Below are 15,289 nucleotides of genomic sequence, written 5' to 3'. Positions count from 1 at the left end.
CACCGTCCCGGGGGGTGGAATGCGAGCCGTCCCCGACACGGCCAGGTTCCCACGAACCCTTCGGTACGACACCGAGGGGGCCCGGCCCGCTCTCAGCGGCGGATGACGCCCAGCGCGAGAGCGGCGGCGACCGCGGCCGTACGGGAGTCCACGCCGAGTTTGGCGTAGACGCGGGCCAGGTGCGACTTCACGGTGGCCTGGGTGAGGTTCAGCCGCGCGCCGACGGCCTGGTTGGACAGGCCCTCGGCGACCAGGGAGAGCACTTCCGTCTCGCGCCGGGTCAGTGCGGTGTGCGGTGTGCGCAGCCGGTTCATCAGCCGGTCGGCGACCGTCGGCGCGAGTGTGGTGCGTCCGGCGGCGGCGGTACGGACGGCGGCGGCCAGTTCCTCGGGCGGGGCGTCCTTGAGCAGGTATCCGGTGGCGCCGGCCTCGATGGCCGGGAGGGTGTCGGCGTCGGTGTCGTAGGTGGTGACGATCAGCACGCGGGGCGCTCCGGGGCGGGCCGTGATGGCGGCGGTGGCCTGTGTTCCGTTCATCCCGGCGCCGAACTGCAGGTCCATCAGGACGACGTCGGCCCCGCCGGCTGCCGCGAGGGCCACGGCCTCCTCGGCGGTGGCGGCCGCCCCGACGATGCTGAAGCCGGGCTCGGTCTCCAGAACGGCGCGCAGGCCCGCCCGGACCACCGGGTGGTCGTCGGCGATCAGGATGCGGATGGGGGTGTCGTTCACCGGTTACACCTCGCTCCCGATCCGGGACGGCAACTCGTTCTCGGTCCGGGACGGCAACTCGTTCTCGGTCCGGATCTCGTTCGCGTACCGGTGTGCGTCCCGGGTCGGGTGCTCGTCCCCTGCCTCGGTGGCCCGGAGTGGGAAGCGGGCGGACAGGGCGGTGCCCCGGCCCGGCGACGACTCGATGGCGAGGGCGCCGCCGAGGGCGCGGGTGCGGGCTCGCATCCCGGCGATGCCGAAGCCGCCCGCGGCCGGGTCCGGGGCACCCAGGCGCTCGGGATCGAACCCGGTGCCGTCGTCCACCACGTCGAGCGCCACGGCGTCGCCCAGATAGGAGAGCGTGACCGTGCCGCCCCGGGCCCCGGAGTGCCGGACGGTGTTGGACAGCGCGGACTGCGCGATGCGCAGCAGGGCCACCTCCACCGCGGTGGGCAGCGTCAGCGGCGTACCGGTACGGCGGAAGCGGACCGTGACGGGGTGCTGGGCGCTGGTGGTGGCGCACAGCCGCTCCAGGGCACCCGCCACGGTGGTGCCCTCCAGCGCGGGCGGGCTGAGGGCGGCCACGAACCGGCGGGCCTCGGCGAGGTTGTCGACGGCCGCCTGCCGGGCCTGCACGACATACGCGCCGGCCGCCTCGGGCCGCTCCGGCAGCACACGTTCGGCGGCGCGCAGCAGGAGCTGGATGCTGGACAGGCCCTGGGCCAAGGTGTCGTGGATCTCCCGGGCCAGCCGTTCACGCTCGGCCAGCACACCGGCGGTGTGCTGGGCGGTGGCCAGATCGGCGCGGGTGACGGTGAGTTCCTCGATCAGCCGGCGGCGCTGTTCACTCTCCCGGTACAGCGCCTGGTACCCCCACACCACGGCAGCCGCGACGGCCGCCCCCAGCGCGGGCCCGACCGCCCCGGCGGGGAGAAGGCCCGCTCATGGACGGCGAACGCGGTGATCGCGGCGACGGCGGTGGCGGCGACCGCGACCAGCCCGCCGCGCCGGGAGAGCAGGTGCAACTGGAGGAAGTACAGCGGGAACGCCAGCCACACCGCGTCCGGGGCCAGCACCAGCAACAGCAGCCAGACCGCGCCCAGCCCCGCGAGCCACCACCCGGCGGCCCGGCGGGAGACGGACATGAGCGGCGTCAGCGGGCCGACCGCGTAGACCCCTGCCACGGCGGTGCACACTGCCACGACGGCACCCGCCTGCGGATCGCGCGTGACCAGCGCCCGCGCGGCGGTCAGGACGAGGAGCCCGGCCACGAGCAGATGCAGGCACCGGGCGAGAGGCCGAGTGGTGGGAGTGAGAACGTTCATCACCCACCACCCTACGGAGAAATCCCCTCACCGGCATCGATCAAAAGGTGGAGTCGCCTGCCGATCCTTCGATTCGCAAAATCCGGCCCTGCGTGCGATGCCCGGCCCCGGGCCGTGCCGCGAGGGTGGGACGTATCGCTTCCACCGATCGAAAGGGCAGGCCGGGACATGTTCGTCGCCTGGAGGGATCTCACATTCGCCAAGGGGCGATTCGCGCTGATGGGCACCGTCGTCGTGCTGATCACCCTGCTGGTCGGGCTGCTCTCCGGCCTGACCGCGGGGCTCGCGCGGCAGAACGTCTCGGCCGTGACCGGCCTGCCGGCCGACCGGATCGCCTTCGCCGCCCCCGCCGACGGCCAGGACCTCTCGTACGCCGACTCCACCGTCACCGAGGAACAGTGGCGGACCTGGTCGGCGGCGCCCGGCGTGACCCGTGCCCAGCCGCTGGGCATCACCACCACCCGGGCGAGCGCCGGAGAACGGACCACCGGGGTCTCGGTACTCGGCGTGCCACCGGGCTCGCCGCTCGCCCCCGAAAGCGACCGGATCGACGACCGCACGGTGGTGCTGTCCAGCACCGCCGCCACCGAACTGGGGGCCGGGCCGGGCGACACCGTCACCCTCGCCGACCGGCGGCTGACCGTCGCCGCGGTGAGCGGGGACGCCTTCTTCAGCCACACCCCCGTGGTGTGGGCCACGCTCGGCACCTGGGACGGGATCACCCCGCCCGCCGGTGCCACCGCGGACACCGGCGCCGCCGACGGCCGTACCGCGACCGTCATCGCCCTGAACACCGGCCCGGACGCGGACACCGCGTCCATCGACCGGGCCGCCGGCACCCTGGCCGTCGAGAAGGACGACTCCCTGTCCGCGATCGGCTCCTACACCGCCGAGAACGGTTCCCTGCAGCTGATGCGCGGCTTCCTGTTCGCGATCTCCGCGCTGGTCATCGGCGCCTTCTTCACCGTGTGGACCATCCAGCGCAGCGGTGACGTCGCCGTCCTCAAGGCGCTGGGCGCCACCACACGCAGCCTGCTGGCGGACGCCCTCGGCCAGGCCCTGGTCCTGCTGACCGGCGGAACCCTCCTCGGTGGCGCTCTCGCCGCCGCGACCGGCGCCGCCCTCTCCGGCTCCGCCGTTCCCTTCGAGCTGACCCCCGGGACCGTCCTCGTCCCCGCCGCCGTGATGATCGTCCTCGGCGCTCTCGGGGCCGCCCTCTCCATCCGCCGTATCACCTCCGTCGATCCGCTGACCGCACTGGGGAGCGCCCGATGAGCCTCGAACTGACCGATGTCACCCTCACCTACCCCGACGGCGACTTCCGGCTGACCGCTCTCGACCGCGTCGGCCTCGACGTGCCCAGGGGCAGCCTCACCGCCGTCGTCGGTCCGTCCGGCTCGGGCAAGTCCAGCCTGCTCGCCGTCGCCGCCACCCTCGTCGCACCCGACTCCGGGACCGTCACCGTCAACGGCACCCCCACCACCGGGATGAGCCGAGGCGACCTCACCGACCTGCGCCGCCGCAGCATCGGCATCGTCTTCCAGCAGCCGAACCTGCTGCCCTCCCTCACCGCCGCCGAACAGCTCCAGGTCATGGCCCACATCGACGGCCGAAGGCCGCGCGGCGCCCGTGACCGGGCCATGGAACTGCTCGACGCCGTCGGGCTCGCCGACCAGGCCGGGCGCCGCCCGCACCAGCTCTCCGGCGGCCAGTGCCAGCGGGTGAACATCGCCCGCGCCCTGATGAACGACCCCACCGTGCTCCTGGTCGACGAGCCCACCAGCGCCCTCGACCACGAACGCGGCGCGGCCGTCATGGAACTCATCACCCGGCTCACCCACCAACGGGCCACCGCCACCGTCCTGGTCACCCACGACCGCGCCCTGCTCGCCGCCGCCGACCGGATCGCCGAGGTCCACGACGGACGCCTCACGTCGGCGTGTGGGCCGAACGGACGCACAAAGGGTGGTGGAGTCGCTACACATCAGGTAGATACGAACGGGTAGCACCAGTCAGTAACGTAAAGCACCACGCAGGCCCACAAGATCATGGACATCGATCTCGCGGGCCGCCGTCCACGCATCCCGATTCGCGGCGAGGTGAGCCTCATGTCCGCAACACCCGAGACACCCCGGACTCCGTCCCGACCCACCGTCACCGAACGTGAGGCCCGCCAGGTTGCGGAGGCCGCGCGGGAACAGGACTGGCGCAAGCCCAGCTTCGCCAAGGAACTGTTCCTGGGCCGCTTCCGGCTCGACCTCATCCACCCCCACCCCCTCCCGGCCGACGAGGACGCCGAGCGCGGCGAGGAGTTCCTCGCCAAACTCCGCGACTTCTGCGAGACGAAGATCGACGGAACCCGGATCGAGCGCGAGGCGCGGATCCCCGACGCGGTGGTCACCGGGCTCAAGGAGCTCGGCGCCTTCGGCATGAAGATCGACACCAAGTACGGCGGCCTCGGTCTGACGCAGGTCTACTACAACAAGGCCCTCGCCCTGGTCGGCTCAGCCAGCCCCGCGATCGGCGCGCTGCTCTCCGCCCACCAGTCGATCGGCGTCCCGCAGCCGCTGAAGATCTTCGGCACCCAGGAGCAGAAGGACACGTTCCTGCCGCGCTGCGCCCGCACCGACATCTCGGCCTTCCTGCTCACCGAGCCCGACGTGGGCTCGGACCCGGCACGGCTCGCCACCACCGCCGTCCCGGACGGCGAGGGCGGCTACGTCCTCGACGGCGTGAAGCTGTGGACGACCAACGGAGTGGTCGCCGACCTCCTCGTGGTCATGGCGCGCGTGCCCAAGAGCGAGGGCCATCGGGGCGGCATCACCGCCTTCGTCGTGGAGGCGGCCTCCGAGGGCATCACCGTCGAGAACCGCAACGCCTTCATGGGCCTGCGCGGGCTGGAGAACGGCGTCACCCGCTTCCACCAGGTCCGCGTTCCCGCCGGCCACCGCATCGGTGAGGAGGGCCAGGGCCTGAAGATCGCGCTCACCACGCTCAACACCGGACGGCTGTCCCTGCCCGCGATGTGTGTCGGAGCCGGGAAATGGTGCCTGAAGATCGCCCGTGAGTGGTCGGCTGCCCGGGAGCAGTGGGGCAAGCCGGTGGCGCTGCACGAGGCGGTCGGCTCGAAGATCGCGTTCATCGCGGCGACCACCTTCGCCCTGGAGGCCATGCTCGACCTCTCCTCCCAGATTGCCGACGAGAACCGCAACGACATCCGGATCGAGGCCGCGCTCGCCAAGCTGTACGGCTCGGAGATGGCCTGGCTGATGGCCGACGAACTGGTCCAGATCCGCGGCGGACGCGGCTTCGAGACCGCCGACTCCCTCCGGGCGCGCGGCGAGCGGGCGGTGCCCGCCGAGCAGATCCTGCGCGACCTGCGCATCAACCGCATCTTCGAGGGCTCCACCGAGATCATGCACCTGCTGATCGCGCGGGAGGCCGTCGACGCCCATCTGTCGGTCGCCGGCGATCTCATCGACCCCGAGAAATCCCTGGGCGACAAGGCGAAGGCGGGCGCGAACGCGGGCGTCTTCTACGCGAAGTGGCTGCCCAAACTGGTCGCCGGCCCCGGACAGCTCCCCGGCACCTACGGCGAGTTCAAACACGGGATCGACCTCTCCCCGCACCTGCGGTACGTCGAGCGCACGGCCCGCAAACTCGCCCGCTCCACCTTCTACGCCATGTCCCGCTGGCAGGGCCGGATGGAGACCAAGCAGGGCTTCCTGGGCCGGATCGTCGACATCGGTGCCGAACTGTTCGCGATGAGCGCCGCCTGCGTCCGCGCCGAACTGCTGCGCGGTCGCGGCGACCACGGCCGTGAGGCCTACCAGCTCGCCGACGCCTTCTGCCGCCAGTCCCGCGTCCGCGTCGACGAGCTCTTCAACCGGCTGTGGACCAACACCGACGACATCGACCGCAAGGTCGTCAAGGGTGTGCTGTCCGGCACCTACGAGTGGCTGGAGCAGGGCGTCGTCAACCCGTCGGGCGACGGCCCCTGGATCGCGGACGCCGCGCCCGGCCCCAGCACACGGAAGAACGTGCACCGACCGATCCGCTGAGGCGGGCCGGGGCTGTCCCGGCCCGGCGCGGGGCAGCCCGGGCCGGGCCGGTAACGGCCGAGGCCGGGAGAGAACAGGAAGACACGGCGACAGGACATGGGCGCGGGACATGACACACGAGCTGCCGGGGCGGGGCCCCGGCAGTGCCCGCGACCGGACACAATGGGCTCCATGACCGACGCTCCAGCTCCGCTCGCCGACCCGCACCTGGTGTACGACCCCGTGGCGGGGGACGGCCCCAAGGACGTGGTGATCCTCGGCTCCACCGGGTCGATCGGCACCCAGGCCATCGACCTCGTGCTGCGCAACCCCGACCGCTTCCGGGTCACCGGCCTGTCCGCCAACGGCGGCCGCGTCTCCCTCCTCGCCGAGCAGGCCCACCGGCTGCGGGTGCGCACGGTCGCCGTCGCCCGCGAGGACGTCGCGGGCGCGCTGCGCGACGCGCTGTCGGCGCGGTACGGGGCGGGGGAGCCGCTGCCCGAGATCCTGGCCGGAGCGGACGCGGCCACGCAGCTCGCCGCCTCCGACTGCCACACCGTCCTCAACGGCATCACCGGCTCCATCGGACTGGCCCCCACGCTCGCCGCCCTCGAAGCCGGCCGCACCCTCGCGCTCGCCAACAAGGAGTCGCTGATCGTCGGCGGCCCGCTGGTCAAGGAGCTGGCCAAGCCGGGGCAGATCATCCCGGTCGACTCCGAGCACGCCGCGCTGTTCCAGGCGCTGGCCGCCGGAACCCGCGCGGACGTGCGCAAACTCGTCGTCACCGCCTCCGGCGGCCCCTTCCGCGGCCGCACCAGGGACGAGCTGGCGAACGTCACCGTCGAGGACGCCCTCGCCCATCCCACCTGGGCCATGGGCCCGGTGATCACGATCAACTCCGCCACCCTCGTCAACAAGGGACTCGAAGTCATCGAGGCGCATCTGCTGTACGACATTCCCTTCGACCGCATCGAGGTCGTCGTGCACCCGCAGTCGTATGTCCACTCGATGGTCGAGTTCACGGACGGGTCGACACTGGCCCAGGCGACGCCCCCCGACATGCGCGGGCCCATCGCCATCGGCCTCGGCTGGCCCGAAAGGGTCCCCGACGCCGCCCCGGTCTTCGACTGGAGCAAGGCGTCCACCTGGGAGTTCTTCCCCCTCGACAACGAGGCGTTCCCCTCGGTGGACCTGGCCCGGCACGTGGGCGGGCTCGCGGGCACCGCCCCGGCGGTGTTCAATGCGGCGAACGAGGAGTGCGTGGAGGCGTTCCGCGCCGGCGCGCTGCCGTTCAACGGGATCATCGATACCGTCACGCGGGTGGTCGAGGAGCACGGCACCCCGCGGACGGGAACCTCCTTGACCGTCCCGGACGTCCTCGAAGCGGAGACCTGGGCGCGAGCGAGGACCCGGGAACTGACTGCCCGTACGGCGAGCGCGGAGGCGCGTGCATGACGACCATGATGTTCATCCTCGGCATAGTCGTCTTCGCGGTCGGCCTGCTGTTCTCGATCGCCTGGCACGAGCTGGGACACCTGTCCACCGCCAAGCTCTTCGGCATCCGGGTGCCCCAGTACATGGTCGGCTTCGGCCCGACCCTCTGGTCACGGAAGAAGGGCGAGACCGAGTACGGCGTCAAGGCGATCCCGCTCGGCGGCTACATCCGCATGATCGGCATGTTCCCGCCCGGCGCCGACGGACGGCTGGAGGCCCGCTCCACCTCGCCGTGGCGCGGCATGATCGAGGACGCCCGCTCCGCTGCCTTCGAGGAACTGCGGCCCGGCGACGAGAAACGCCTGTTCTACACGCGCAAACCGTGGAAACGGGTCATCGTGATGTTCGCGGGCCCGTTCATGAACCTGATCCTCGCGGTGGCGCTGTTCCTCACCGTGCTGATGGGCTTCGGCATCCAGCAGCAGACCACCACCGTCAGCTCGGTCTCCCCGTGCGTCATCTCGCAGAGCGAGAACCGCGACGAGTGCGTGAAGTCCGACCCCCGGTCTCCGGCCGCGGCGGCCGGCATGGAGGCGGGTGACAAGATCGTCGCGTTCGACGGCGTCAGGACCAACGACTGGGGCACGCTCTCCGACCTCATCCGCGACAGCGCCGGCAAGGCCGTGCCGATCGTCGTCGACCGCGACGGCCTGGAGGTCACCCTCCAGGCGAAGATCGCCACCAACCAGGTCGCGAAGAGGGACTCCCACGGGACCTACGTCGAGGGTGAGTACGTCAAGGCCGGCTTCCTCGGCTTCAGCGCGGCCACCGGCGTCGTCAAACAGGACTTCGGGGACTCCGCGGTCTGGATGACCGACCGGGTCGGCGACGCCGTCGACTCCCTCGCCGCCCTGCCGTCCAAGGTGCCCGCCCTGTGGGACGCGGCCTTCGGCGACGGTCCGCGCGAGCCGGACTCCCCGATGGGCGTCGTCGGAGCGGCCCGGGTCGGCGGCGAGATCGCCACACTCGACATCCCGGCCTCCCAGCAGGTGGCCATGTTCGTGATGATGCTCGGGATGTTCAACCTCTCCCTGTTCCTGTTCAACATGCTCCCGCTGCTCCCGCTCGACGGCGGGCACATCGCGGGCGCCCTGTGGGAGTCGCTGCGCCGCAACCTCGCCAAGGTGCTGCGCCGCCCCGACCCGGGCCCGTTCGACGTGGCGAAACTGATGCCGGTGGCCTACGTGGTGGCCGGGATCTTCGTCTGCTTCACGCTCCTCGTCCTCGTCGCGGACGTGGTGAACCCGGTACGGATCTCCTAGCCGGGACCGGACCGGGCTGGGCGGACCGGTGCGGACCCCCACGTCACCACCGGGTGCGGATCCGCCGGACATCTGCCGTTCACGATGGCCTGGAACCCTTTCGTTCCGGGCCATCGCCCTTTGGGCGGGTTCGCGGACGGGATGTGCTCGGGCCGACGCCCGTGCCGTAATCTCGAAGCGCGGAGCCCGCTGCTCACCGGGAGCCGGACCTTGATCCACGACTTGGGGTTGCACAGCAGATGACTGCGATTTCTCTCGGCATGCCGTCCGTTCCGATCACCCTGGCCCCGCGCCGCAAGAGCCGGAGGATCCAGGTCGGGTCGGTGGCGGTGGGTGGGGACGCGCCGGTATCGGTGCAGTCGATGACGACGACGCGTACCGCGGACATCGGTGCCACGTTGCAGCAGATCGCCGAGCTGACCGCGTCGGGCTGCCAGATCGTGCGGGTGGCGTGTCCCACCCAGGACGACGCGGACGCGCTGGCGACGATCGCGCGCAAGTCGCAGATCCCGGTGATCGCGGACATCCACTTCCAGCCGAAGTACGTGTTCGCGGCGATCGAGGCGGGCTGTGCGGCGGTGCGGGTCAACCCGGGCAACATCAAGCAGTTCGACGACAAGGTCAAGGAGATCGCGCAGGCGGCGCACGAGCACGGCACGCCGATCCGGATCGGGGTCAACGCCGGGTCGCTGGACCGGCGGCTGCTGCGGAAGTACGGGAGGGCGACGCCGGAGGCGCTGGCGGAGTCGGCGCTGTGGGAGGCGTCGCTGTTCGAGGAGCACGGGTTCGGGGACATCAAGATCTCGGTCAAGCACAACGACCCGGTGGTGATGGTGGAGGCGTACCGGCAGCTCGCGGCGCAGTGCGACTATCCGCTGCACCTGGGGGTGACGGAGGCGGGTCCGGCGTTCCAGGGGACGATCAAGTCGGCGGTCGCGTTCGGGGCGCTGCTCTCGCAGGGCATCGGGGACACGATCCGGGTGTCGCTGTCGGCTCCGCCGGCGGAGGAGGTCAAGGTGGGTCTGCAGATCCTGGAGTCGCTGAATCTCAAGCAGCGGGGTCTGGAGATCGTCTCGTGTCCGTCGTGCGGCCGCGCGCAGGTGGATGTGTACAGGCTGGCGGACGAGGTGACGGCCGGGCTGGAGGGGATGGACGTGCCGCTGCGGGTGGCGGTGATGGGCTGTGTGGTGAACGGGCCGGGGGAGGCGCGTGAGGCCGATCTGGGGGTGGCCTCGGGCAACGGCAAGGGGCAGATCTTCGTGAAGGGTGAGGTGATCAAGACCGTCCCGGAGTCGAAGATCGTGGAGACCCTCATCGAGGAGGCCATGAAGATCGCCGAGCGGATGGAGGCCGACGGCGTGGCCTCCGGCGAACCCCGGATCTCGGTCGCCGGCTGAGCCGGTCGACCCGGCTGGTCAGGCCGTTCCTGCCCGGGACACCCCCGGGCAGGAAACGTTTCCCCGCCGCGGAGCGGCAGCACACAAATTCGGCAGGTACAGTGCGGAAACCAGCAGACCCAAATGTGTGAGGCCCCCCGCGCGTGTTGACGCAGACCACCTCCCGGGTCCTCGAACCGAGTGACCTGGACGCCGCCCTCGCCGTCCTCGACCGCGAGCCGGTGGCGAACGCCTTCGTGACATCCCGGGTACAGGTCGCGGGCCTGGACCCATGGCGGCTCGGCGGCGAGATGTGGGGCTGGTACGAGGACGGCATGCTCACCTCCCTCTGCTACGCCGGCGCCAACCTGGTCCCCATCTGCGCCACCCCCCGGGCCGTCCGCGCCTTCGCCGACCGCGCCCGCCGGGCCGGCCGGCGCTGCTCCTCCGTCGTCGGCCCCGCGGCACCCACCGCCGAGCTGTGGCGGCTGCTCGAACCCCAGTGGGGTCCCGCCAGGGAGGTCCGCGCCCACCAGCCCCTCATGGTCACCGACAGGCTGCCCGACACCATCGCCCCGGACCCCTACGTCCGCCGCGTCCGCAAGGACGAGATGGAAAAGATCATGCCGGCCTGTGTGGCGATGTTCACCGAGGAAGTCGGGATCTCCCCGCTGGCGGGCGACGGCGGCCTGCTCTACCAGGCCAGGGTCGCCGAACTCGTCGGCGCCGGACGCGCCTTCGCCCGCTTCGACGCCGACGGCAAGGTCGTCTTCAAGGCCGAGATCGGAGCCGCCACCGACCGGACCTGCCAGATACAGGGCGTATGGGTGGCCCCCGAGTACCGGGGCAGGGGCATCGCCGCCCCCGGCATGGCGGCCGTGCTCCGCTACGCCCTCGCGGACGTCGCCCCCGTGGCCAGCCTCTACGTCAACGACTTCAACACCCCCGCGCGCCGGACCTACCAGAAGGTGGGCTTCCAGGAGGTCGGCGCGTTCATGAGCATCCTGTTCTGAACCGCCCGCACCGAGGCTCCCGCACCGCCCGTCCCGGCCTCGAAGTGCGGTCCGCGGTGGCGTCCCGACCCATGCCGATGCCCTGTAGTCTCCCCGGCATGCTGCGCTTTCCCGGTCACGGGCACCCCCATCCCGACGACGTCGTGATCGGCCCCCTCGACCTCGCCGCCCACGTCGACGAGGCACTGGCGGTCCAGGCGGCGGCGTTCGGCCTCGGCCCCGACGAGGTGGCCGTACGCCGGCAGATCGTGCTGCGCCACATGACCCTGCGCGGAGCCAGAGCCTTCGGCGCCACCGTCGCCGGCCGTCTCGTCGGCTTCGTCTACGGCATGCCCAACGACCGCGCCCACTGGTGGTCCACCGTCGTCGAGCCCCACCTGCGCGCCCAGGGTCAAGACCACTGGCTCGACGACTCCTTCGTCATCACCGAACTGCACGTCCACCCGCGCCACCAGAAGCACGGCATCGGCCGCGCCCTGATCACCACGATCACCGACGGAGCCGACGAACCCCGCTCGATCCTCTCCGCCATCGACATCGAGAGTCCCGCCCGCGGCCTGTACCGCTCCCTGGGATACGAGGACCTCGCCCGCCGGGTCCATTTCCCCAGCGCCCCCAAGCCGTACGCGGTGATGGGAGCACCTTTGCCGCTCCGGCGCCCGTAACCGATTTCCACCGCCCCGTCCCGCCCGGCTAACCTCCTGTCATCACCCTCCCCCGCTCTCGGCTGCGCTCGAGCGGGGGACCCCCATCAGCAGGAGTACGAGAACCATGGCGAACGCACCGGTCCAGCGCATGTCCCAGTTGATGGCGAAGACGCTGCGCGACGACCCGGCGGACGCCGAGGTCCTCAGCCACAAGCTCCTCGTCCGAGCCGGCGATGTGCGCCGCACCGCCGCCGGTATCTGGAGCTGGCTGCCGCTCGGCAAGAAGGTCCTCGCCAACGTCGAACGCGTCGTCCGCGAGGAGATGGACGCCATCGGCGCCCAGGAGGTGCTGCTCCCCGCCATCCTGCCGCGTGAGCCCTACGAGGCGACCGGCCGCTGGGAGGAGTACGGCCCCGAGCTGTTCCGCCTCCAGGACCGCAAGGGCGGCGACTACCTCCTCGGCCCCACCCACGAGGAGATCTTCACCCTCCTGGTGAAGGACCAGGCGTCCTCCTACAAGGACCTGCCGGTGATCCTCTACCAGATCCAGAGCAAGTACCGCGACGAGGCGCGCCCCCGCGCGGGCATCCTGCGCGGCCGCGAGTTCCTGATGAAGGACTCCTACTCCTTCGACCTCGACGACGAGGGGCTGGCCCAGTCGTACGCCCTGCACCGCCAGGCGTACCAGCGGATCTTCGAGCGCCTCGGCCTCGACTACCGCATCTGTGCCGCCACCGCCGGCGCGATGGGCGGCTCCAAGTCCGAGGAGTTCCTCGCCCCCGCCGAGGCGGGCGAGGACATCTTCGCGGACTGCCCGAACTGCGACTTCGCCGCCAACACCGAGGCGATCTCCTACGAGCTGAAGCCCGTCGACGGCTCCGCCGTCCCGGCCGCCGAGGACATCCCGACGCCCGACACCCCCACCATCGAGACCCTCGCCGCCTCGCTCGGCGTCCCGGCCTCGGCCACGCTGAAGAATTTGCTGGTCAAGGTCGGCGGCGAGATCGTCGCCGTGGGCGTCCCCGGTGACCGCGAGGTCGACATGGGCAAGGTCGAGGCGCACTTCGCCCCGGCCGCCGTCGAACTCGTCACCGCCGAGGACTTCGCCGGCCGCCCCGACCTGGTCCGCGGCTACGTCGGTCCGCAGGGCCTGGAGAAGGTCCGCTACATCGCCGACCCGCGGGTGGCGCCGGGCACCGCCTGGATCACCGGCGCCAACAAGGCCGACACCCACACCAAGAACGTGGTCGCCGGGCGCGACTTCGAGGTCGACGCGTACGTGGACGTCGTGGTGGTCGACGAGGGCGACCCCTGCCCGAAGTGCGGCACCGGCCTCCGGCTCGACCGCGCCATCGAGATCGGCCACATCTTCCAGCTGGGCCGCAAGTACGCCGACGCCCTCAAGCTCGACGTCCTCGGGCAGAACGGCAAGCCGGCCCGCGTCACCATGGGCTCCTACGGCATCGGCGTCTCCCGCGCGGTGGCGGCCCTCGCGGAGCAGACCGCCGACGACAAGGGCCTGTGCTGGTCCAAGGAGATCGCCCCGGCCGACGTCCACGTGGTCGCCGCCGGCAAGGCGCTCCAGAACGAGCTCGCCCTCGACGTCTCCCAGAAGCTCGCCGCCGCCGGGGTCCGCGTCCTGGTCGACGACCGCGCGGGTGTCTCCCCGGGCGTGAAGTTCACCGACTCCGAGCTGATCGGCGTCCCGCAGATCCTGGTCGCCGGCCGCCGCTCCGCCGAGGGCGTCGTCGAGCTGAAGGACCGCCGTACCGGCGAACGCGAGGAACTCACCGTCGACGAGGCCGTCACCCGCCTCACCACCTGACCCACCCGGTGGCCCCGCGCGGAACCACTCCCGCGCGGGGCACCCTCCCGGGGCTCGTCCCGACGGCGGGTGCGGGGCGGTGCAGGCATGGGGCGGCGGGTGTGGGTCAGAGCCAGGTGGCGAACTCCAGGAGGAGTTCGGCGTCCTGGGCGCGGCCAACGCGGCGGGCGCGTACGCCGGACTCCACCGCGCGGAACAGCGTCCAGCCGCGCAGACGTTCCTGATCGACCTCCAGGGACTCCGCGAGGCGCTTCACCCGGCGGCGGGTCGTCGCCGCGCCGGAGGTCTGGGCGACGAGGTCCTCCACCCGGTCGCGGACCAGCCGGGCCAGGTCGAAGGCACACTCCCCGACCACCGGGTCCGGGCCCACCGCCAGCCACGGCATCCGCTCGCCGGAGAGCACCTTGCTCTGCCGGAACATACCGTGCAGCAGCCGGTGCTCCGGTGGTCCGGCCAGCAGCTCCTCGCGTACTGCCAGCGCCGCCGACACCAGCGGTGTCACCTCCGGGTCGCCCGCGGTGGCCGCCCGCATGGCCTCGGCCTGCCGGCCGGTCCGCTCCGCCACCGTCTCGAAGAGGTGGGCGGCATCGCCCGAGGGCGGCTCGACCCACAGCCGCCGCAGCGTCCCGGCCGCCTCCAGCAGCGCCTTCGCCTCCGGCAGCGACCGCACCGAGACATCCGGATGCAGCCGCTCCAGCAGCAGCGCGCCATCGGTGGACGGGAGTCCCTCCCCGCTCGAGCGGAGCCGAGAGTGGGGAGAAGCCGAGAGCTTGGGGAGGCTCCAGCAACCGGACCGCGCCCAGACCGTTCCAGTGGGCCAGCGCGGCCCGCTCACTCTCCGGCCGGGCCCTCGCCGGAGCCAGCTTCAGCACCGCGGGACCGCCCTCGGACGTCCGCACCAGCACCACCAGGCTGCTGCGTCCCCCGGGCACCTGCACCCGTTCCACGGTCAGCCCGCGCACCGCGACGGCCTCGCGCGCCGTCTCGGGCAGCTTCTCCAGCCACTCCGCACCGTCGGGAGCCGTCTCACCGAGCGCCCTCACCAGGCGCTGCGGCGGTTCGAGGACCATGCGCGAGTAGTTCCCTTCGTGCTGTAAGCGATGCCTGCCGCCACTTCCGGCCCGCAGCCCCGTCACGCCGTCGGCGTCGGAGCCCCCGAGGCCGGGTCGGCCCGCTCGGCGAGCCCAGGGAAGGCTACGCTCTCCCCGCTCCAGCGCACCGCCCGCACCGCGGCCTCCCGCAGCGCCTCGGCCGCCGCACGGCGCCGCGCGCCACGGCTCGCGCGCACCAGGTCCGAGTACACCCCGGCCACCCGGTTCTCCAGCTCCGCCGCGAGCCTTACCGCCGCGGCCGCGTCCGGCACCGGGAACGGCAGCGCGTATCCCGCGGCGGCCACGACGGGCTCGCCGCCCGTGTCCTCCACGTCGCGCACCAGCGCGTCCCGGCGCGCGCGGTGCGCGTCGTACGCCGCACGCGCGTCGGTGCGACGCTCCTTCGCGATCCGTCCGCCGACGACCCCGTAGCCGTACACCGCCGCGTGCTCCGCGGCCAGGGCCGCCTGGAGTGCCCGCAGCTCCCGGTCCTTCGCCTCGCTCACCCG

11 protein-coding genes and 2 pseudogenes are annotated in these 15,289 nt (G+C 72.0%); 9 read left to right on the top strand and 4 right to left on the bottom strand.

Going from position 1 to position 15,289, the window contains the following annotated elements; genetic code table 11:
- Window positions 1-92: 92 nt before the first annotated feature.
- Both WJ438_RS12105 and WJ438_RS12100 read right to left on the bottom strand, forming a co-directional pair.
- Window positions 93-728 (bottom strand): response regulator, encoded by a 636-nt coding sequence (locus tag WJ438_RS12105; RefSeq protein ID WP_406725246.1) that lies wholly within the window; start codon window positions 726-728, stop codon window positions 93-95.
- Window positions 729-833: 105 nt separating this feature from the next.
- Window positions 834-2,032: pseudogene (locus WJ438_RS12100) on the bottom strand (sensor histidine kinase); the annotation flags it as partial.
- 168 nt (window positions 2,033-2,200) lie between these two features.
- Between WJ438_RS12100 and WJ438_RS12095 the strand changes: the two are divergent.
- The 9 genes from WJ438_RS12095 to WJ438_RS12055 all read left to right on the top strand — a co-directional run bounded on the left by WJ438_RS12095 (window position 2,201) and on the right by WJ438_RS12055 (window position 13,689).
- The gene (locus tag WJ438_RS12095; RefSeq protein ID WP_406725245.1) at window positions 2,201-3,307 is read left to right on the top strand and encodes an ABC transporter permease; all 1,107 of its coding nucleotides are present in this window, start codon (window positions 2,201-2,203) and stop codon (window positions 3,305-3,307) included.
- Window positions 3,304-4,038 carry an ABC transporter ATP-binding protein gene (locus WJ438_RS12090; protein ID WP_406725244.1) on the top strand — a complete coding sequence of 245 codons (735 nt, stop codon included), beginning with the start codon at window positions 3,304-3,306 and terminating at the stop codon, window positions 4,036-4,038. Before WJ438_RS12095 ends, WJ438_RS12090 begins: the two co-directional genes overlap by 4 nt.
- 102 nt (window positions 4,039-4,140) lie before the next feature.
- Complete coding sequence (locus WJ438_RS12085; protein WP_406725243.1) at window positions 4,141-6,093, top strand: acyl-CoA dehydrogenase family protein; 1,953 nt, start codon at window positions 4,141-4,143, stop codon at window positions 6,091-6,093.
- Window positions 6,094-6,264: 171 nt separating this feature from the next.
- Window positions 6,265-7,527, top strand: a complete 1,263-nt coding sequence (gene dxr, locus WJ438_RS12080; RefSeq protein WP_406725242.1) for a 1-deoxy-D-xylulose-5-phosphate reductoisomerase — start codon at window positions 6,265-6,267, stop codon at window positions 7,525-7,527.
- 8 nt (window positions 7,528-7,535) lie between these two features.
- Window positions 7,536-8,828: a M50 family metallopeptidase gene (locus WJ438_RS12075; protein WP_406729660.1), complete on the top strand. Its 1,293-nt coding sequence runs from the start codon at window positions 7,536-7,538 to the stop codon at window positions 8,826-8,828.
- A 239-nt stretch (window positions 8,829-9,067) separates the two neighbouring features.
- On the top strand, window positions 9,068-10,225 hold the full coding sequence (ispG, locus tag WJ438_RS12070; RefSeq protein WP_406725241.1) for a flavodoxin-dependent (E)-4-hydroxy-3-methylbut-2-enyl-diphosphate synthase: 1,158 nt from the start codon (window positions 9,068-9,070) through the stop codon (window positions 10,223-10,225).
- Between the two features lie 143 nt (window positions 10,226-10,368).
- Complete coding sequence (locus tag WJ438_RS12065) at window positions 10,369-11,217, top strand: GNAT family N-acetyltransferase (protein WP_406725240.1); 849 nt, start codon at window positions 10,369-10,371, stop codon at window positions 11,215-11,217.
- Between the two features lie 98 nt (window positions 11,218-11,315).
- A complete protein-coding gene (locus WJ438_RS12060) occupies window positions 11,316-11,882 on the top strand; it encodes an N-acetyltransferase family protein (RefSeq protein ID WP_406725239.1) in 567 nt (188 codons plus the stop codon).
- Between the two features lie 106 nt (window positions 11,883-11,988).
- Window positions 11,989-13,689 carry a proline--tRNA ligase gene (locus WJ438_RS12055; protein ID WP_406725238.1) on the top strand — a complete coding sequence of 567 codons (1,701 nt, stop codon included), beginning with the start codon at window positions 11,989-11,991 and terminating at the stop codon, window positions 13,687-13,689.
- A 106-nt stretch (window positions 13,690-13,795) separates the two neighbouring features.
- Here WJ438_RS12055 and WJ438_RS12050 read toward each other — a convergent pair.
- Both WJ438_RS12050 and WJ438_RS12045 read right to left on the bottom strand, forming a co-directional pair.
- Window positions 13,796-14,759, bottom strand: a pseudogene (locus WJ438_RS12050) (aminoglycoside phosphotransferase family protein).
- Window positions 14,760-14,821: 62 nt separating this feature from the next.
- Window positions 14,822-15,286 carry a ferritin-like domain-containing protein gene (locus WJ438_RS12045; protein ID WP_406725237.1) on the bottom strand — a complete coding sequence of 155 codons (465 nt, stop codon included), beginning with the start codon at window positions 15,284-15,286 and terminating at the stop codon, window positions 14,822-14,824.
- Window positions 15,287-15,289 lie beyond the last annotated feature (3 nt).

Origin of the sequence: Streptomyces sp. GD-15H (assembly GCF_045291515.1) — a bacterium.
In the GTDB taxonomy this organism is placed as follows: Bacteria; Actinomycetota; Actinomycetes; order Streptomycetales; family Streptomycetaceae; genus Streptomyces.
This window is presented reverse-complemented; position numbering and strand designations above follow the sequence as displayed.